Source organism: Tanticharoenia sakaeratensis NBRC 103193, assembly GCF_000963885.1.
Taxonomy (GTDB): Bacteria; Pseudomonadota; Alphaproteobacteria; order Acetobacterales; family Acetobacteraceae; genus Tanticharoenia; species Tanticharoenia sakaeratensis.
In genome coordinates this window covers 1-18026 of the sequence record NZ_BALE01000031.1, presented here as the reverse complement: position 1 = coordinate 18026, position 18026 = coordinate 1, and the positions used below count along the sequence as shown (strand labels likewise).

The following is an 18026-nucleotide window of genomic DNA, read 5'->3' as shown; positions in this document are numbered from 1 at the left end:
CCTGATTTTTTTATTCGAGCAGAGAATTAAAGGGCGGCTGTCAAAGAGTTGCCGGGTCGACGTCGAGATTTGTCAGTTCCAGCCGTGCCTGTTCGGACGACCGGTCAATCTGAAAAGCATGTCGGTAGGCCTCACGTGCCTCGTCACGGCGCTGGAGCAGCTTCAAGGCATGACCCAGCTGGACATAGCTGTCGGCATCGGCCGGGTCGCGCGCGATGGCCTGGCGATAGGCGAGCTCCGCGTCGGTAATGTAGCCGCTTTCCTTCAGGGCGTGGCCGTATTGCACCCACAGACCCGCGCGGTCCGCGGCCCGGCCCAGCGCTGCGCGATAGCCCAGGGCGGCCTGCGGCCAGTCTTTCCGATCACGTGCCTGATCCGCGACGCGCAGCAGATCACGCAGTTTGGGGCTTCGGCTAAGCGAAAAAATCATGATGAATGGGCCTGTGTGATGCCCGTTCGCCGAAGGGCAGGTTCTGAGGTCATGGTGGGAGCACGCAAGGCGGCTGCCTCGAAATCGACACGCGCATGCAGGCGCGGATCGCGGCCATGCTGCCAGCCCGTAATTGTCATGGCAGCCTCCGCGTCAGGCTGGACATCGCAACGTCAGCGGGCACGGGACGAATCAGTCGCCAGGGCAGCGTCGCGTCTGCCCAGACGGGATTGACGGTCGGGTCGCTGCTCAGGCGTTCTTTACCCCATATTGTCTCGAAGGCAGCTCGCTCGGTCATGCTCCGAGCATGCCGAAGCGGGTTCAGATGGTCCAGCCCGCGCGAAACCGATTCATCGTGTCGCACCTCGATCAGAGGGGTCCAGATGACCTTGAGGCCCTGCTCGCGCAGCCGCAGGCACAGATCGATGTCGCTGTATGCAACGGGCATCCGGTCCGCATCGAACCCTCCTGAAGCCGCAAAGACCGCACGCCGCATGGCAAGAAACGCGCCGGTCACCGCAGAAGCTTCGCGCGTGACCTGCCAGCGCCCGAAATGGGCCAAGCTGTCACGTGGCTCATACAGGCCGTCATGGATGACCGAGCCTTTCCAGCCCAGCAAAACACCAGCGTGCTGCATGGTGTCATCGGCGTAGAGAAGCTTGACGCCGACGGCACCGGTCAGCTCGTCGTGAAGCAATGCTGACAGGGTCACGTCCCATCCGTCCGTCAGCATTTCCATGTCATCGTTGCAGAACAGGATGTTCGGCGTTTCGACCAGTTGCGTCGCGTCATTGTTGAGAGCCGACCAGTTGAATGGCCGTTCGTCCCGCACGACGCGCACGCGCGGCAGTCCTGCGAGTTCCTCAAGGATTGCCAGATGTGGAAGAGCACTGGTGCCGTTGTCGACGATCAGGCAGGTCAGCGTCTCTGGATGGCGGGCCGTGCGGAACAGGCTCTCAACCATGGTCCTGCAGTCCTGCGCATTGTCCCGGGTGCACAGGATCGCCGTGCAGGCGTCCGAAGGACGCAGGCGAAGCCGATCCGGCAGTGCGCCCGCCATCACCGACGGGCTATGGTGCGATGGTGTCGCGGTCAGCGGATAGGGAATGTGCGTGATGGTTCGTCTGTCAGCCAGGCCTGCCATGACGGCATCTCGCGGCGCCATGCCGCGATAAGTGCGCCATGCATCGCGCGTCAGCGCCAATGTGTCGCCGACAGTGTCGCATTGGGTCAGCCACAATGGATCTGCCGAGGGGCGTGGGAGGAGGGCGACGGGTTCGAACGGGCGCTGCGTTTCCGGGGATGGTCGTACGATCTCCTCGTCACAGAACGCCATCTCGGCGTCGCCGATTTCCATAGCGGCGGCTACCCATCCGCTCAACGTCGGATGAGGAATGCGATGCGGCGCGAGCAGCAGGACGGCATCCGTCTCCAGGGTTTCCGGAAGGTCTTCGGCCGTCGCGATATGGGTCACGATGCCGTATAGCCGCTCGGGCGTGTCCCACGCGTTGCGCAGTGCTGCGGACGCACCGATCGTGATGATCGCCTCGACCGATGCAGCGTCAGCCAGCGTCGCGATCTGAACTGCCGCGATGGCGGGAGGCACGTCATTCTGCGGGATGACAACCGTGAGCGAGAAGTCGGGTCGCGCGGGCGCTGCGGGAGGATCGAACAGGCGTCGGAACAGGGCGTAGTCTTCGATCGGAAAAGCGGTAAAGGCCGATATGTCGGGCAGCATGCGCGCCATGGCATCGAGAGACGCCCGCATTTCGTTCAGGGCGCCCGCGATCTGCGCTGCCTGTTCGGTGCCGTGCGCCATCACCTGATGGGCCGCGGTTGCACGCTGGGCGTCGGTTTCTCCCGCGAGAAACAGCTCTTGATGCGCAGCGCTGCAGTTGCCGTCGCATCGGAGAGCATCGCGATAGGCAGCCATCGCTTTCGTCCTGCGGCCCATCAGCTTGTAGACATGGCCGAGCTGGAGAAAAGTTTCGGCGTCGTCCGGCGATTCGGACAAAATGGCACGATAGGTGGCTTCGGCTGCGGGCAGGCGCCCACTGTCCTTGAGCATGTTGCCGAGCTGCAGTCTCAGGTCGATTCGCCACGGGGCGAGCGCGGTAGCGGCCTGATAGAGCCGCGCCGCCTCGGCAGGGTTGCCGCTATCACGGAAGGCGTCGGCATCCTGGACGAAGCGGGTCAGCCACGTCTGGCATGGTGCGGCTGCTTTCTCCCATAACGAGGCCGTATCCGTGGCGGGCGTACCCGTCAGTGTGGCCCAGTCCCCCGCGATGGCCGCCGCAACGCCGTCATTCAACGGCATGTCCTTGGGCATCGAAGCCGAAATCAGTGCAGCGACGCGATGACGACCGAACAAACGTGGAAATCGCCAGCCAGCCATCAATATGCCTTCATGTGGAAATCGCTACGAAACCGGGACATGAAACTCTGCCTTGCATCGGGCCTTCGGCACACTGCCGGACAGGCAGCCTTTGCGCCCTGACAACTGGAGGATCTAACCTCGGTTTGTGTGGCGGGATGCATGCCCCACAAAATCCTCGACCTTCGCCAAGGCCCGGCTGACGCTCTGGTCCCAGTCGAGAATGTGGTCCTGATCGAGCGCGGTCAGCGGCACTTCCTCGCGTTCGGCGAGATCCGAGAGGCCTTCGACGGTGCGCAGCCAGGCCATGCCATCGAGGGGATCCAGATAATGGGCCGCGCTGCCGCCCACTTCGCGAAAGACCGGGATATCCGAGCAGATGACCGGGGTTCCGAGTGCGAGCGCCTCTGCCAGCGGCAGCCCGAACCCTTCGGTAAAGGAGGGGAAAAGCAGGGCCCGGGCACCGCGCAGGAGCCTGACGACTTCGGTATCGGGCAGCGCGTTGTGTTCGACGACGAAGCCATGCAGCGCAGGCGAGCGCTCGATCATGTCCAGCACCTGCTCGTTTTCCCAACCGCGCTTTCCCACGATGACGAGCTGCGGCGCGGCCGCGCCATGTGTCTCGATCAGCCGGCGCCAGATGTTCAGCAGCAGCAGATGGTTCTTGCGGGCCTCGACCGTCCCGAGACAGACGAAATAGGGGCGGCCGGTATCATCGGCTGCCGGCGTCTTGTCATCGTCGGCCAGCGCGCGAAGGTGGACGCCGTGCGGGATCGGCCAGACGGGAACATCGGACCGGCCCGCCTTGGCCAGATAGGGCACGAGTGACGTGCGCACGGCGTCGGACGGGGTGATGACCGCATCGGCATAGCGCACCACGGTATCGATGCGCTGCTGGTGCCGGTCAGGCTCCTTTTCGCGCGAATATTCGGGGTATTCCAGCGGGATCAGGTCATGGACCATCGGAACGAACAGGGCATTGCGTCGCCGGATCGCGGCGGCGACGAGGTTCGGCCGGGTCAGGTGATGGTGCGAAAGCAGAAGATAGACGCTGCGGCCCTTCCGCTGGCGATGGTGCCGGGCAGGCGGCTGCCTGCGGTCCATGTTGGGCAGGACGATCCCGTGCAGCAGGCGCATGCCCAGACGGGCGGCGGCACCGGTGTCGTTCGCCCCGCTGTCCCACAAAGCTGCGATCGTGGAAACAAAGTCTGCGGCCAACGCGAAGGGAAGTGGCGCGAAGCGGCCGAGTGGATGAACGGCCGCGAATTCCGTGCGCTCGGGAGCATTGGCGCACAGATAAAGCGCATATTCGAGCTCGACCCGATCGATGCCCGTTGGCACGCGGGCACGCGCGCGGGACAGAAGCCGGGAAATGTCGAGCGTATAGTGCGGCGGGGAAGTCGGATGGGCAGATGTCATGTGGGGAGCTGTCGTGCTGTCGGAATGACGCTCGCGAGCTTCTTGGGATTGCGCGCAAACTCGCGCCGGAGCGATTCACGACGCGCCATTTCGGCGCGGGACGCGGCGGCGAAGTCGCGGGGGCTGTGCTTCGTCAGGCGGGCGATGGCGCTCGCGGTCAGTTTCTCGATCGCCTCGTTCGAGAAAAATCCGCCCGGGATCAGGCAATGATCGATCAGAACGCGACGATATGCCTCGAACATCTCGGCATCCGGCTGGCCAAGCTCCGCCCAGAATTCGGCGAGCGGGCCCTGAAAGGTGATACCCGGAAGGTCATAGACCGCATCGCCCAGCGTGATCACGGGCTTGCCTTCGGCGAGGGCCAGCGTGCCGGTCGTGCTGTTGATGGTGATGACGCCCGCGGCTGCACGGACCAGCTCGAGAATGTCGCCGGTCTCGAAGTAATCGACACGATCGGCGACGCCGTAGGCTGCCGCCTGCAACGCGACTTCGTTGCGCCAGTTGCGGACGAAATTGTCGAGCGGATGTTCCTTGATCGCAAGCCGCATCTGACGCGGGGCATGGGCCGCGAATGACGAGATGACGGCCCTGATCGCTTCGGCCATGCCGCTGAACGAGGAATGCAACCGCACCTGCGCATCCGCATCGAGCTGGAGCGGGAAGAGCATGAACGGTGCGTCGGATTCGCGCAGGTTTGCGAAGGTCGCCCTCGTGCGTTCGGCGCGCTCATGCCGTTTCGCAAGTTTACGCAGCCACCCGATGCCCTCGGTCAGCGGATGCCAGGGACGGTAGTTGTCCCAGTGTCTGTAGTGCCAGCGCGAGAGCAGATCGGCGGTGTTGTAGGCCAGTCCCTGCAACGCGCGTGTGCGGAATGACGAGGGCACCGGACGGTGCTCGGGCGGCGGCGGCAATTCGCGGGCGCGTGTGCGATAGTAGTCCGGATCGCGCGGCAGCAGGGAGTTTCCGTTCACGCCGCCGAGTTCGAGCGTCACCCAGTCCGGGCGCAAATAGCCCTCTTCGAAGACATGCACCGGAATATGCAGGCGTGCGCAGACGGCGATGGCAGCGCTATGCAGCGGTCGACAGTCCCCGAACAGCACGACGTCGGTGATTTCATGGCGGGCGAGGATGCGCACGAGCGCTTCCGGCCATTCGTCGGGACGGCCGGTGAAGTCGATGCCGCCGGGCAGCCGCCAGAAGAAGCGGTCGCCGCCGTTGAAATTCACTTTCCAGACGCCATAGCCGTCGCGCCGGAGCGCCTGGCCGATCATCCGGAAGAACGGTCCCATGAGGCCCTGCAGCAGCAGGACGTTGCGCTGCACGTTCGGGGTGCCGTCCGCGTTGCAGGCCGGTACGGGCGTGGTACCCTCGTGATGCCCGGGGCGCTCGATCATGGGCGACGCCAGATGGCGGCGATGGTTCGAAACACGGACTGGGCTCCTTTGTTCGCCGCCTTCCTAAAGGCTCCCTGATGACGTCTCAAGCGCATGAGAAGCGTGGGACGCCAGAGCGACGGCATCCCGAAGCGCGAGATGAGAACCTCGGGACCGCAGGGAAGGCGCGTCAACGGATCGATATAACGCGGGTAGAGCAATAATGTGGCAGCGGCCAACTGGGCGATCGTCAGTCGTCGCGTCCTGCGTGCGAGCGGCGCATGGTCCTGCGTCAGACCCCAGCCCGCATAGAATGGCTGGCCATAGGTCGTTACCGCCTTGCCCCGCATCAGGGCTTCGAACCCCGCGAGCGACGTCAGCGTGTGGACCTCGTCGACGATATCGAGCAAGGGCGCCATTGCACCCACGCGGCAGACATGGTCGGCAAGCGTCAGCACCTGTTCTTCCGGGATCGCGCCCAGCCTGTGGCCGGCGTCCACGTCCGGATGGGGACGATAGACGATGAATGCGTCCGGACAGGCGGCCCGGACACGGCGCAGGAGCTCGAGATTGCCAGCGATGCCGGCACCGCCGAGCCTGACGGAGAGATCATCGGCGACCTGTCCCGGCACGAGGACGACACGCCGGCCCGGCGGCGCGCCGAGATCGGGCGCTGCACCGCCATGCGCATATTTGGAGACGCCGCCTGCAACGATGCAGGCGATCAGTTTTTCCGCGCGAACCTGCAGATCCGGTCCCAGCGGATGGGTTGCCAGCAGATGCTCAAGATCACTCGGGCGCGCGGGGTCATAATAGACGCCACGTGTATCGACAATGATGGAGGCGGGCGGCAGCAGACCGCTTCCCAGACCCGCAGAGCGAATGAACCCGTCTTCGACACGGGCCACGGGCACGGTAGCCGCTTCGGCACGTCGGTCCAGACCGGGGGGCATGCGTGTTGACCAGACGGCGATCCCGCCCCGGCCGCGAGCCGCCGAGACGGCGCCTGCCGTACCGCGCCGGAACACGGGAAAAGGGCGTCTCGGATTCGCCGTGGCGAACAGATCCGCGATACGTCGCCGCTTCCAGAGTGACATGCCCACGCAGACGGCCGTTGACCGGTTGCGCATGATGATCTGCTGCCACTCGTCGAGCAAGGCAATCGCGTCCTGTGCCGTGATCGGCGTGCCATGAAATGGACAGCGATATCGGGTGGCGTGGTCGAGCAGCGTGATGGCGCGGCCGGCGGCCGTGGAGTCACGTATAAGGTCGAGCGAGCCTGCCGCATTGCGCCAGACGGGCAGGTCACGCAGTGTGCCAAGTGCCGCCAGCGTACCGATCTCGTCGGCATCGCAGATGATATCGGCTGCATTGTCGAACAAGGCCCAGGGGTTGACGGAGCTGGCGACGACGGCGCCCCCGACCGCCCGTATGCATTGCGTCAGGGGCTGGAACCGGATGTCAGGTTCCGGCAGCGAGAAGACGATGCGCTCGACCTCGTGCGCGTTCCGGGCGGCCGTCCAGAGCGCCGTGGCGCGGGCCGGATCGCCGGATGCACAGACCACGATGGCGCGTCGTGCGTCCGGGGGCGGCAAAGGTGCCCAGAACGTGCCGCCTGTTCTTGTCGCAAGAAGTGACCTCACGGCATCGTTGTCGGCTGGCGCATCGTACGAGGGCGTCAGGTCACCCCAGGAGCACTGCACCTGCCCGAGCAGCGGGACGCTGGCATGGAACGGGGGCGTCTGCAGGAGAAGCGGCGCGCGGTTGGCTGGCGATGGCGGGCTGAAGCTCAACCGTGGATGGTCCTGTCTGCACGGGTCCTGAACCGCATCATGAAGAATGGCGGTTACCGTGTTGATTGCAGATGCGATTTCCAACCACGCTTGTCAGCCGGGCGTCCGACTGTCAACAGACCCGGTCACGGCGTGAGTCGTCACGCTTAAGGCCCGGTGGGGCCTGACAGGCCGGAGACTGCTGCACGCATGACCAACAGAGCAACACCGGCGGACATGACCGGCCAAGAGATCGAGCGCGACGGCCGGGGTCTGGCCTGATGCATCTGATCATCGTGCTTGTCGGCCTGTTCGGTGCCGTGTGGTGCGTCGACGCGGCAGCCCGTCCGAGTGAGGGGGGACGCTGGTTTCCACGATCGCTTGCTGACGTCTGCATCCGCATCCTGCCGATGCTTCTGGTTCTTGGCGCAGCCCTGGCGTTGACCGGGCGTCTGGTGCCGGGGGCGATCCTGACAGGCACGACGATGGGCCTGCTGGTTCTGGGGTCCAATCTCAAGCGCGGCATACTGGGCGAATCGCTGATCTTCAGCGACGCCGCCATTATCGAGGCCTGCTTTCGTCATCCGCGCTTCTATGTCAGCGCGGTCGCGCTGCCTGCGCGCATTATCCTGCTGACGGGTATCGCCCTTACCGCGGCTGTCATCGTGGCGCTCTTCCTGTCCGATGTGATGGCGCAATGGAGCGGCCAAGCCTCCGGTCGGCTGCTGGTGCGTCTCGGCGGAATTGCTCTGGCCCTGGCGGCCTGGGGCGGATTGCGGCTATTCGGGCAGATGGATCTGGCGCGCAGGTTGTTGCCCGAAGCGGACTGTGACGCCGGGATCAGGCGCTATGGTCTGTTTGCAACGCTTGCGCTGGGCTGGCTGCGCTGGCGCGACGACAGTGCGCGTCCTTTGCCGGTCTGCCGGACACTGTCCGCACCTGCGTCTCAGGGAAACGCAGCCAGAAATCCGCCGATCGTGATCGTCATTCAGTGCGAGTCGTTTGCCGATCCACGCGATCTGAACCTGTCCGGGCATTCGACGCCCGAACTGCAAAATCTCGAGCGGGCAAAGAGTGCCGGGCATGCAGGGCAGCTCCATGTCTCGGGCTTCGGCGCCTACACGATGCGCACGGAGTACGGCGTTCTGTTCGGGCAGGAAGAGGTAGAGCTCGGCTTCAGCCGATTCGACCCTTATCTGAGTGCGCTTCGACAGGGCGGGCTCGCACTGCCGGCCCGGCTTGCGCCCCGATACGGAACGCGCGTCTTCGTTCATCCGCACGATCTGCGGTTCTATGGACGCGACCGCCTGATGCCCGCGATCGGATTTACCGACCTGATCGGGGCGGAAGCATTCGGCAGCGCCGACGCCTGCGGTCCCCATATCGGTGATCGAGCGCTGGGAATGCAGCTCGTCGCGATGATCGACCAGGCAGCGCGTGAAGATCGTGCGACGTTCGTCTTTGCCGTCAGTATCGAGAACCATGGTCCATGGAAGGACGGGCTCGAGGGTTATCTCGAGCATCTGGTCCATGGCGACGAATTGCTGGGCATGGTCTCCGATGCGCTCGCTGCCTGCGGGCGTCCGGCAATCCTTGCGTTCTACGGAGATCACCGGCCGTCTATTCCGGGTGTGGTGACGCCCGATGGTCCCAAAAGCACGCCATTCGTCCTGCGCGGGTTTGGCGGCGCGGAAGAGGTCTCACCTATAGGTGAGCACGATCTGACCCCTGCAGCGCTGCATCACGCAATTTTCGACGCTGTGGACAAGAGCGTGCGATGAGTTCGCCATAGGACGGCTTTGCTATGTGTCCGGCCCTGCGCGGAGACAGGGGCGGATACCGCACATTCCGAAATATCGTCGGGGATATGTCGCCACGAGACTGCTGCTGCACGGGGTGAGGGACGTCCGTTCCTTGATTGGTCACCCAGGGCGCGCGACCGTAAGGCCGCCACCGGCCGCCATCGGCGGCATACCGGACTGGACGGACCCGGTATGCCGGCTAAGCGTCACGCGTGCGTATGCATGCCGCTTTCCCGGATGAGGGCCGCACGGGCAAGAGCGAGAAGTGCGTCGGTCCGCTCAGATGTGTCGGTCTCGACGTAGATGCGCATTTCCGGTGCGTTTCCGGAGGGGCGGAAATGCACGATGTCATCCGATGCGAACGACATCCTCAGGCCATCTGTTTCGTCCACGCCGGTCACAGCGCCGCATTCCGATATCAATCCGAGAGACGAGGCTGCCGTCCCGGGGTCCTGACGCATGCGATCCAGCAGGGCCGCGCTTTGCGCTGTCGGCATGCCGACGATCCGGTCGCTTCCGGTAAAGCGTTCCGGCAGCGTCGCGGTCAGTGCTGCGAGGTCATTTCCAAAGGCGCGCGCTGCAACCAGCGCCGCGATCATCGGTAGGACGGAATCGCGTGTCGGCAGGGCCGAGAGATGACGCCCTGCATTCTCTACCTTGGTTGCAAGCAGGAAGCCGCCGTTTGCCTCGTAGCCGACAACAGGTTGCGCACCCTTCTGCACGGCATCCGCCATGGCGGCCACGACGAACGGCGATCCAATTTTCGTGCGCCGGATATCCGCAGCAAATCCCGCCTTTTCGAGCGCGGTATTGCTGCTGACCGGCGTTGCGACACTCTGCGCCTGCAGGAAGCGGGCTGCCAGAATCCCGAGGACGTCCCCGCGAAGCCAGTGGCCTTTTCGATCGGCCAGCAGCGGACGATCCGAATCGCCATCTGTCGTCAGGATTGCATCCAGATCACCCTGTGCGGCACGCTCCCGGGCGAGGGCAATATCGTCAGGTCGGACGGCCTCGGTATCGACCGGGACGAAATCCGTCGATCGGCCGAACGGCGTTGCCGTGGCGCCCAGCGCCTGAACCAGATCGACCAGAACGTCCCGCCCCACGGCCGAGTGCTGGTAGATGCCAAGGCGCAGGCCCTTGAGCGCGTCCGTTCCGAAGAAATCCTGATAGCGCCGGATGAACCCCGTCGTGACATCGACCGGATCGGGCAGGTCCGCAGGCGATTGCAAGGCTCCGTTCTCGTCGAACAGGTCGGCCGGCACCTCGACATCCTGTGCGCGCATGCCGGCTTCATCCGTCTTCAGGAACTCGCCCTGCGGCCGGTTGAACTTGATGCCGTTACGATCGGCGGGGATGTGGCTGCCGGTCACCATGAGGGACGGCATGCCGGCTGCGAATGCATGCACGCAAAGCGCGGGCGTCGGTACATAGCCGCAGAACACCGGCACATAGCCTCGGTGCCGGATCGCGGCGACACAGGCACGCAGGATGCGAGGGGTGCTGGGGCGCAGGTCCCCGGCCAGGGCCACGGATGCACCCGGGGCGGTATCGCCGCACGATTCCAGATACGACAGGAACCCGGTCGTGTAGGCGAAGCAGACCTCGTCCGTCATCGCAGCGACCAGACCACGCGCGCCGCTTGTGCCGAAGGCGACGCCGGAGCGTTCCATCCACTGGTCAATGCGCATCAGACTTCCCTTCTTTCACGTGGCGGTCGTGATCCCGTTCGCCAGGTCTTCGTTTGCAGGAAGCCATATCGCAACATCCTTCCAACCGACATCCGGCACGGCCGTAAAAAACCGTCTGTTTAGTCTCGTGACGGGAAAAGCATGTGAAGCGTATTGCGCGTTGGAAATTGTCCAGGTTGGCGAAGCCGGCGCTTGCCTGTCACAAACGGTTTCGGCCATGCGCGCGGACGGATCGCACAGGCAGCAGAGCGAAGCGGAATTTCTGCTCATGGCGCGCGGCAACGTACCTTCGGGGTCCTCCCGGGGGGCTGGCGCAAGAGGCATGCACAGGGCATATCGGGGCGCATGCAGCCAGATTGCGTGGTTGCCGATACGGGAGTGCCTATGTCCGAAACCCGCCTCGACGCATCTGCGGCGCCTGCGCGTCCACGGATCGTACCGGTCATTCTGTCCGGCGGCTCAGGAAGCCGACTGTGGCCCGTGTCCCGGGCGAGCTTTCCGAAGCAGCTCTGGCCGCTGGTCGGCGAGCGTACCATGCTTCAGGAAACTGCCCTGCGCGCGGCCGGGCCCGAATTTGCTCCGCCGATCGTGGTCTGCAACGCCGAGCACCGCTTCCTGATTGCCGAGCAACTGCGCGAGATCGGGATCGAGAACGCGCGCATCGTCCTGGAGCCGGTCGGACGCAATTCGGCGCCCGCCATCACGACGGCCGCGATGATCGTTGCCGAAGACACACCTGATGCGATCCTGTGGATGATGGCGGCCGATGCCGCGATCACGCGTCCGGAAGCGTTGCAGTCGGCGCTGGTGAAGGCTGTGAGCGCGGCGGGGCAGGGAAATGTCGTGACGTTCGGCATGCAGCCGACGCGGCCCGAGACCGGGTACGGCTATATCGAGCTCGGTGACGCCATGACAGGGCTTGATGGCGTGTATCGAGTTGCGGCATTCCGCGAGAAGCCGGACCTGGAGCAGGCGCGGCAGCTCGTGGCAAGCACGCGTTATTTCTGGAATTCCGGCATGTTCGTGTTCAGCGCGCGGACGCTGCTGGACGAGATGCGGGCGCATGCCCCCGACGTCGTGGCGGCATGCACGGAGGCTGTCGCGCATCGCGTTCGCGACCTCGTGTTCGAGCGCCTCGACCCCGCTGCCTTCGCAAAGGCGCCGAACATCTCGATCGACTATGCCGTCGCCGAGCGTACGGCCCACGCTGCGGTCATCCCTGCCGATCTCGGCTGGTCGGATGTCGGAAGCTGGGATGCCCTATGGGACATCAGTCCCAAGGATCAGGATGGCAATGTCGCCCTGGGTGACGTTTTCCTAGAGGACGCGCGTGACTGTTACGTGCGTTCCGAAGGCATGGTCGCGGCCGTGACCGGCCTGTCGGATGCCGTGGTGGTCGTGACCGAGGATGCCGTTCTGGTCACGCATCGCGATCGCGCACAGGACGTCAAGCGTGTTGTCGAACGTCTGACGGCAGCCGGCCGGCATGAGGCGCGCGCGCATAACCGCTGCTACCGGCCATGGGGCTTCTACGAAAGCCTGATTTCGGGAGACAGGTTTCAGGTCAAGCGGATCGTGGTCGAGCCCGGCCAGAAGCTGTCCTTGCAGAAGCATTACCACCGGGCGGAGCACTGGGTGGTGGTCGAAGGGGTCGCGACCGTCGTGCGCGATCACGAGACGATCATGCTGAGAGAGAATGAGAGCGTCTACCTGCCGCAAGGGTGCACGCATCGCATGGAGAATCCGGGCCGGATCCCCCTGACCCTGATCGAGGTTCAGTCCGGCGCGTATCTCGGCGAGGACGACATCGTTCGCTTCGAAGACACCTATAATCGGAGCTGAAGGATCGGACGGTCAGTCGGCGTGGCCTGACATTGCGATGCCGGTCTCTGACCGGGCTACGCCTTGGGCGCATCGACTGGCGTTCAGCCGGGGCTGGCCCAGGTTGACGTGACGGTAGCAGTGTTCATGCCTGCGATGATTGCCAGCCCGTGCGCGCGTAGCCAGCCTTGATCTGTTTCAATCGGCTCCAGCACGACAGTGCGCATCCGATGGACACAGACTCGGCCTTTAGGTCGTCCTGCTTCATGAGTGTCGCTCAGTGGGCTCGTTGCTGGCGATATCTCTTCACTCCGGCGGCAGGGGTGAGCAGGCGACGCTTGTGGCGCGGCCCAGCACGACCATGCGGCGCGCGGCTACGGCGCCTCCGGCCATTTCGCCGGCGATATGCGTCAGTAGCGGGCTGCTCAGGACAGCGTGGGCCGCGGTGTTGATGGCGGCCTCGGTGACGGCAGTTGCCGTGGCCGACAGTGCGGTTCGGCGCAGAAGCCCGAGCGTTGCCAGGAGGCCCGGCCGCACGCCGTAGAGTGTTGCGATCTGGCGGATCAGCCGCACCGCTCGCCACGAAACCAGCAGTACGACCAGTGCGGGCGCGGGTGTCGCGGCCATGCCTGCCACGACCTGCATCGCAGCCTTCCTGCTCAAGGCATCAGATTGGGTGCGCAGCCGGGCTTCGGCACTTGATCGCAGAAGGGACAGCACGGCGTCCGGATCGTTCAGGGCATCCAAGGCAGGGCGCAGCGCGTCACCACCCTCGATTCCGGCGAGCCAGTGACGGGCCGCATGAATACGACGGTGCGGATCGTCCGAGGCCAGATCGCGCCGCATGGCGTCCACGGCACGCAGGGCGGCAAGCCCGCGCAGTTCCCGGATGATTCCGGCCAGGATCAGACCGAATCCGAGAACCGCGATCACGAGGGTCAGCCAGCCCAGCCACGTGGCACGGGCAAATTCGGCTGCGACGAAATTGCCGGTCTCCAGTCCGGCCAGACCCAGCGCCAGCACCGCAAATCCGGACAGGACCAGAACAGGTGTCCCGGGTCCGGATGGTTTCGTGAGCCGATCCGGCAGCGGCGTTACCGGCAGATCGAGACGCGGTGCCGCTGTGGTTTCAGTCTCGATGCGGGGTTGGACGAGACGCGCGTCATCGCTCACAGGAGGTCCTCCAGAAGGAAGCCGAGCAGTGCGTCCAGCCCGATATTGGGAATGCCATGCCGCCCGCCATCCTGCAGTCTCGCCGGCTCGAACACTGGCAGAGACAGGAACGGGTGGGTCCAGAATGCCGCGTCCGGCGGCGCGTCCGGCACCTCGCCGGGATAGGAGCGGGTCATGCGATGATCGCCCAGCAGGCGGCCGCGCACGGCCGACACCGGATGACCATCGAGCGACCAGACGAAATCTTCCGTGCAGCGTGCGCTGGCGACAGCGAACGCCGCGCGCTGGGCACTTCCTTCGCCGATGGAGCGTGGGCTCGCGCCGCCGTTCGTCAGCGCATCCATCAGCGCCCGCAGATTGCCGCGCTGTCGTTCAGACACGTGATCGGCCTTGCTGGCGACATAGGCGACACGACGGATGGTCCGCGGGGGCAGTCGTCCCTGCGCTAGTGCACCAATGGCCTGCACCCACGAGCCCTGCCAGCGCAGCGATTCGGACGCCGCCGCCAGGGCTGCGCGTGCGTCCTCGAAGGCTGCCGGTCCCGTATGCAGGGCGCCGAGCAGATCGGCCAGAACCACCAGGCGGTCGATCTGACCGAACAAGGGCGCCACCAGACCATCGCGGACCGACTGGCGGTAGGCGTCGTATCGTTCGCCGAGCAAGCCTGCGAGGGAGGATGCATTGTCGAGCGGGAAGAAGGCCATCCAGGCCGGCGCTGCACCTGGACCCGGCATCATGAAACGTCCCGGCTGAAGCCAGGAAAGGCCGTGCTCCGCGCGCAGACTGTTCAATGCCCGCACGTAGAGGTCATGACCGCTCTGCGCCAGCGCGTCCGATGCGCCGGTCGACGCAGGCAGGGCCTGGGCGAACGCCAGAAATGCGCGGGATGCTTCCGTGGAGGGCAGGGTGCGCATCCGCGTCAGGGTCGCGCGTGACCACGTGCGGAAATCCTGCACCAGCATGGGGAGGTCGAGCAGCCACTCGCCCGGATAGTCGAGAAACTCGAGGCGCACGGACCGTCCCGGAAGGCCCGGCCGTCCCAGTTCGAGATCCAGGGCCAGAAGGGCCGTTGCGTCGGTGCGATCGGGCCAGCGGGGCGGATCCGCCGCCAGCGCCGCCAGATTGGCGGCGAACGGAAAGCGTGGCAGCGGGTTGGCGCCCAGATCGGCCAACCGCACGCGGCGCAGGCGACCGCCGAGCGCGCCTGGCGCCAGCAATGTTGCGGCCAGTGCAGTCAGAAGGACCGTCTTGCCCGCACGCGCAAGGCCGGTCACGCCGATGCGCACGGTGCGCGGACGCCAGTAATCGAGCGGGTTGCGGGCAAATTCCGACCAGGTTTCGACGCCGAACCATCGGGAGATCCCGGCGGCAGGCTCGGCATGATCGGAGGCCTGCGGAATTGCGTGATCCTCGTTCGGATTGGCCTGCCCGCTCACCGTTGTCATGCTCCTGCCGGCTGCGCCGTCCGTATCGGATGCGCCCGGGAGAGGGCGCGACGTTCGCTGATGCGACGCATGACGTGCCGATGCGTTCCCGGACCGGCCGGAATGGCAGGTTGAGGCGAGCCGCTACTGAGCGTTCGAACGCTTCATCTCGCTGTCGATCTCGAGGGCGAGGCGGGCCATGCGGACTGCGCCTTCGCGGCTCTGCGCGCCGCAGATGAAGCGGGCGGGGTGAGCGAACACAGCATCCTGCACGCCGGAGACCGTCGCCAATGCCTGGCGCTCGAGACCGCCCCAGGCTGCGGGAAGCGAAACGCGTTGGCCGAATTCACCACGCGTCGGCGGGATGGCCTTGACGTTCCACTGATCGGGACCGGCAGGGGAGACGACGTAGACCACCGGCAGATCATGCTCGAAGATCATTTTCTCGGTGGGCATTCCCGTGTCCATTACGAGAATGCGCTTGTCTTCCGCCTGCTCATAGGCGGCCATGACCCGGTCCGCCGCCTTCAGGCTGGCGCGGGCACGGTCGATCATGTTCACCAGGTGGGAGGCGACGGCCGCTGCTGCGTTGGCGAACCCTCTTCCCTCGCGCAGCCTGGCTTCTTCAGGGCCATAAAGTTCTGCCGTATCCCAGGGCGGGCTGCAGGCCGAGACGATGTCCGCCAGCGACAGCTTGCCCATCTTCGCGACGCCGTTGTCGTCCTGATCGACAGGCAGGATCAGCGACTTGTCGATTGTCTTCCAGATCGAGGCAATCACGGTGTCGTCGGCGGGAGCGGCCAGGATATTGCGGATCGCGGCCTTGCCGTAATCTTCCCACAGAAGGCCCGCCGCGCTGTATGGCGTGCCGTCGGCACGCAGGGGCTTGTCGCGCATATGGTGGTCATAGCGTCCGTGGGTCGGGTCGAAGACACCGCCCACGTCAAAGACGATGTCGGCCGTCTTGATCGTCTCCGGTGATCGCGTGCGGATGAACGTCAGTCGATCGGGAGCCGCGTCGCCAAGGACGCGATGGATCAGATCGCCGTCGGGTGCCAGCGCGTAATGAAGGATGACATAGCCCAGCGTCTCGTCGACGTGAAAATTGCCCGAATGCGTCAGTGCCGTGACGTTGGCTGTGGAATTGTCGAGCCCGATGGGCGTGTGCTGGGACATGAGGAGAGACCTGCTGGGAAGACGTGCGGAAAGTTCGAAAACGTGCCTCGTCATGCCCTAGCGGGTGCAGCCAGACAACAAGGAAGGTGGATGCGCGGCGCCTTCCACACGGCTCGGATGCTGTCGGCGGTTCGTGAAACGCAAAGGCGCCATGCGCCGATGCCGACGATATTCTGCCTGATGAGCGTCTGCGTTGCCTGCGGTCGAAGCTTCAGGCGCGCAAGGTCATGACGATGAAAAGCTTCGGTGAACTCCGAAGCCTGTCCCGGGTTGTCATGAGATCAGCCTGCAGTCCGGACTGCGCCGTGCCCGCTGCGCATGACCTTGAGAGGATATCGTGTCCGTGGCCCCGGTAACTTCGACCCTTGTCGCATTTCCCGATCGACGGGTCGTGACGCCCCGCGAGGCGTCCGCGCATATTGGAATTGCACCGGGTTCGCTGAACCGGCTGCGACTGTTGCGGTGCGGTCCCAACCGGATCGTCACGGGCCACGACACGTTATACCGGATCGAGGATCTGGATGCATTCAAGGCAGCCCTCCTCGTGGAAGTCGGGCTTGACCCCGCGACATGCCGTCCCGCTGCGAAGGGAGACGATACACCCGTCGTTCTCCCGTTCATGCAGTTGCTGATCCGCCGCAGGATCGTGCGACGGATCATTCTGCTCGGCCTTTGGAGCGCACTTGGGCTCGGGACGCTCTCGACGCTTATCCTGTTCTGAGCATGCTTACGGGTGGTCCGGGCGGGATGACGCGTGTGCTTTGGGTGCCGCACCCGTCCAAGCATGTGTTTCTGCCTCATGGCACGCGGTAGCGGCGCTGTTCCCAGGCGGCCCAGGAAGCAGGATCTGCCACAGAAGATCTGCCCTGTTTGCCACCGTCCATTTTCATGGCGGAAAAAATGGGCACGGGACTGGGAAAACGTTCGATATTGTTCGGATGGTTGTCGTCGGCAGTCCGGTACCGACCGGTCCCATTCAGCGGGCAAATCTAATTACGAAACGCCCAGCGGATCGTCCTGGCCATTCCCAAGGTCGCCGCGCTGACTGCCGGCATGCCGGGACCGGATGACGGGATGCCGTGCAGGCGGCGGGCCCAGAATGGCAGAAGGTCAATCGCGGCCTGCATCAGGAGGCGCTGCGTCGCCCTGCCGCCGGGAAGTGACAGCGGCTGGTCGAGCAACAGATCGCGGACCGTGTCGGTGCGCATATCGCAAGTCAGCATGACACGACTGCGTTGCATCTGTCGGCGGGCCTCGAATTCTGTATCGGGCACCGGGTCCGCGCCCAGCAGTCGGCCAATTCGTGCCATGTCATGAACATATGCATCGCGATCGATCTGCGACATGCGTGGCTCTGCAAAGCGGCACCAGGCGTCAAGAAAGCTTATGGTCTCTGTAAGATGAACCCAGGCCAGCAGAGCTGGATCATCAGCGCGGTAGGGCGTGCCGTCCGGTAGGGTTCCAATGATCCGCGTATGAATTTTCCGCACGCGCCCTATGGCTTCCAGGGCATCATGCCGATGACCATAATACCAACGGCTATAGCTTCTGACCTGTGTGAGCCCATTGCC

The 18026-nt window shown here is 64.7% G+C and carries 14 protein-coding genes; 4 read left to right on the top strand and 10 right to left on the bottom strand.

What is annotated here, in order from left to right:
* Window positions 1-40: 40 nt before the first annotated feature.
* The 5 genes from B8446_RS10595 to B8446_RS10575 all read right to left on the bottom strand — a co-directional run bounded on the left by B8446_RS10595 (window position 41) and on the right by B8446_RS10575 (window position 7389).
* Window positions 41-430: a tetratricopeptide repeat protein gene (locus B8446_RS10595; RefSeq protein WP_048849414.1), complete on the bottom strand. Its 390-nt coding sequence runs from the start codon at window positions 428-430 to the stop codon at window positions 41-43.
* Window positions 431-566: 136 nt separating this feature from the next.
* A complete protein-coding gene (locus tag B8446_RS10590) occupies window positions 567-2741 on the bottom strand; it encodes a tetratricopeptide repeat protein (protein WP_158507572.1) in 2175 nt (724 codons plus the stop codon).
* 198 nt (window positions 2742-2939) lie between these two features.
* On the bottom strand, window positions 2940-4223 hold the full coding sequence (locus tag B8446_RS10585; protein ID WP_048849409.1) for a glycosyltransferase family 4 protein: 1284 nt from the start codon (window positions 4221-4223) through the stop codon (window positions 2940-2942).
* Complete coding sequence (locus tag B8446_RS10580) at window positions 4220-5617, bottom strand: capsule biosynthesis protein (RefSeq protein ID WP_199484100.1); 1398 nt, start codon at window positions 5615-5617, stop codon at window positions 4220-4222. Before B8446_RS10580 ends, B8446_RS10585 begins: the two co-directional genes overlap by 4 nt.
* Complete coding sequence (locus B8446_RS10575) at window positions 5614-7389, bottom strand: capsular polysaccharide export protein, LipB/KpsS family (protein WP_048849528.1); 1776 nt, start codon at window positions 7387-7389, stop codon at window positions 5614-5616. The genes B8446_RS10580 and B8446_RS10575 overlap by 4 nt, the downstream gene beginning before the upstream one ends.
* Window positions 7390-7649: 260 nt before the next feature.
* On the opposite strand from B8446_RS10575, the gene B8446_RS10570 reads away from it, so the two are divergent.
* Window positions 7650-9149, top strand: a complete 1500-nt coding sequence (locus tag B8446_RS10570) for an LTA synthase family protein (protein ID WP_148505949.1) — start codon at window positions 7650-7652, stop codon at window positions 9147-9149.
* A 227-nt stretch (window positions 9150-9376) separates the two neighbouring features.
* Here the strand turns inward: B8446_RS10570 and B8446_RS10565 are convergent, their stop codons facing one another.
* A complete protein-coding gene (locus tag B8446_RS10565; protein ID WP_199484101.1) occupies window positions 9377-10843 on the bottom strand; it encodes a phosphomannomutase in 1467 nt (488 codons plus the stop codon).
* Window positions 10844-11245: 402 nt separating this feature from the next.
* Between B8446_RS10565 and B8446_RS10560 the strand changes: the two genes are divergently transcribed.
* Window positions 11246-12703 carry a mannose-1-phosphate guanylyltransferase/mannose-6-phosphate isomerase gene (locus tag B8446_RS10560; RefSeq protein WP_048849406.1) on the top strand — a complete coding sequence of 486 codons (1458 nt, stop codon included), beginning with the start codon at window positions 11246-11248 and terminating at the stop codon, window positions 12701-12703.
* A gap of 285 nt (window positions 12704-12988) precedes the next feature.
* On the opposite strand, the gene B8446_RS10555 is transcribed toward B8446_RS10560, so the two are convergent.
* From B8446_RS10555 to B8446_RS10545, 3 genes are all read right to left on the bottom strand, one after another.
* Window positions 12989-13855, bottom strand: coding sequence for a DUF697 domain-containing protein (locus tag B8446_RS10555; protein WP_048849405.1), 867 nt, complete (start codon window positions 13853-13855; stop codon window positions 12989-12991).
* A complete protein-coding gene (locus tag B8446_RS10550; protein ID WP_048849403.1) occupies window positions 13852-15300 on the bottom strand; it encodes a YcjX family protein in 1449 nt (482 codons plus the stop codon). Before B8446_RS10550 ends, B8446_RS10555 begins: the two co-directional genes overlap by 4 nt.
* A 123-nt stretch (window positions 15301-15423) precedes the next feature.
* On the bottom strand, window positions 15424-16455 hold the full coding sequence (locus tag B8446_RS10545; RefSeq protein ID WP_048849402.1) for an MYG1 family protein: 1032 nt from the start codon (window positions 16453-16455) through the stop codon (window positions 15424-15426).
* 343 nt (window positions 16456-16798) lie between these two features.
* Here B8446_RS10545 and B8446_RS10540 point away from each other — a divergent pair, with 343 nt between their 5' ends.
* Both B8446_RS10540 and B8446_RS10535 read left to right on the top strand, forming a co-directional pair.
* Window positions 16799-17176, top strand: coding sequence for a hypothetical protein (locus B8446_RS10540; RefSeq protein ID WP_048849401.1), 378 nt, complete (start codon window positions 16799-16801; stop codon window positions 17174-17176).
* Between the two features lie 63 nt (window positions 17177-17239).
* Window positions 17240-17500: a DUF2256 domain-containing protein gene (locus B8446_RS10535; protein WP_306301108.1), complete on the top strand. Its 261-nt coding sequence runs from the start codon at window positions 17240-17242 to the stop codon at window positions 17498-17500.
* Here the strand turns inward: B8446_RS10535 and B8446_RS10530 are convergent.
* Window positions 17445-18026, bottom strand: a 582-nt coding sequence (locus B8446_RS10530; RefSeq protein WP_048849399.1) for an oxygenase MpaB family protein, incomplete at its 5' end; no start/stop codon positions are given. The genes B8446_RS10535 and B8446_RS10530 overlap by 56 nt on opposite strands.

What these genes read in the sequence shown, in the direction of transcription:
- B8446_RS10595 (WP_048849414.1), bottom strand. Translation starts at nt 430, where the DNA reads ATGATTTTTTCGCTTAGCCGAAGCCCCAAACTGCGTGATCTGCTGCGC.
- B8446_RS10585 (WP_048849409.1), bottom strand. Translation starts at nt 4,223, where the DNA reads ATGACATCTGCCCATCCGACTTCCCCGCCGCACTATACGCTCGACATT.
- B8446_RS10580 (WP_199484100.1), bottom strand. Translation starts at nt 5,617, where the DNA reads ATGATCGAGCGCCCCGGGCATCACGAGGGTACCACGCCCGTACCGGCC.
- B8446_RS10570 (WP_148505949.1), top strand. Translation starts at nt 7,650, where the DNA reads ATGCATCTGATCATCGTGCTTGTCGGCCTGTTCGGTGCCGTGTGGTGC.
- B8446_RS10565 (WP_199484101.1), bottom strand. Translation starts at nt 10,843, where the DNA reads ATGGAACGCTCCGGCGTCGCCTTCGGCACAAGCGGCGCGCGTGGTCTG.
- B8446_RS10560 (WP_048849406.1), top strand. Translation starts at nt 11,246, where the DNA reads ATGTCCGAAACCCGCCTCGACGCATCTGCGGCGCCTGCGCGTCCACGG.
- B8446_RS10550 (WP_048849403.1), bottom strand. Translation starts at nt 15,300, where the DNA reads ATGACAACGGTGAGCGGGCAGGCCAATCCGAACGAGGATCACGCAATT.
- B8446_RS10545 (WP_048849402.1), bottom strand. Translation starts at nt 16,455, where the DNA reads ATGTCCCAGCACACGCCCATCGGGCTCGACAATTCCACAGCCAACGTC.
- B8446_RS10535 (WP_306301108.1), top strand. Translation starts at nt 17,240, where the DNA reads ATGTGTTTCTGCCTCATGGCACGCGGTAGCGGCGCTGTTCCCAGGCGG.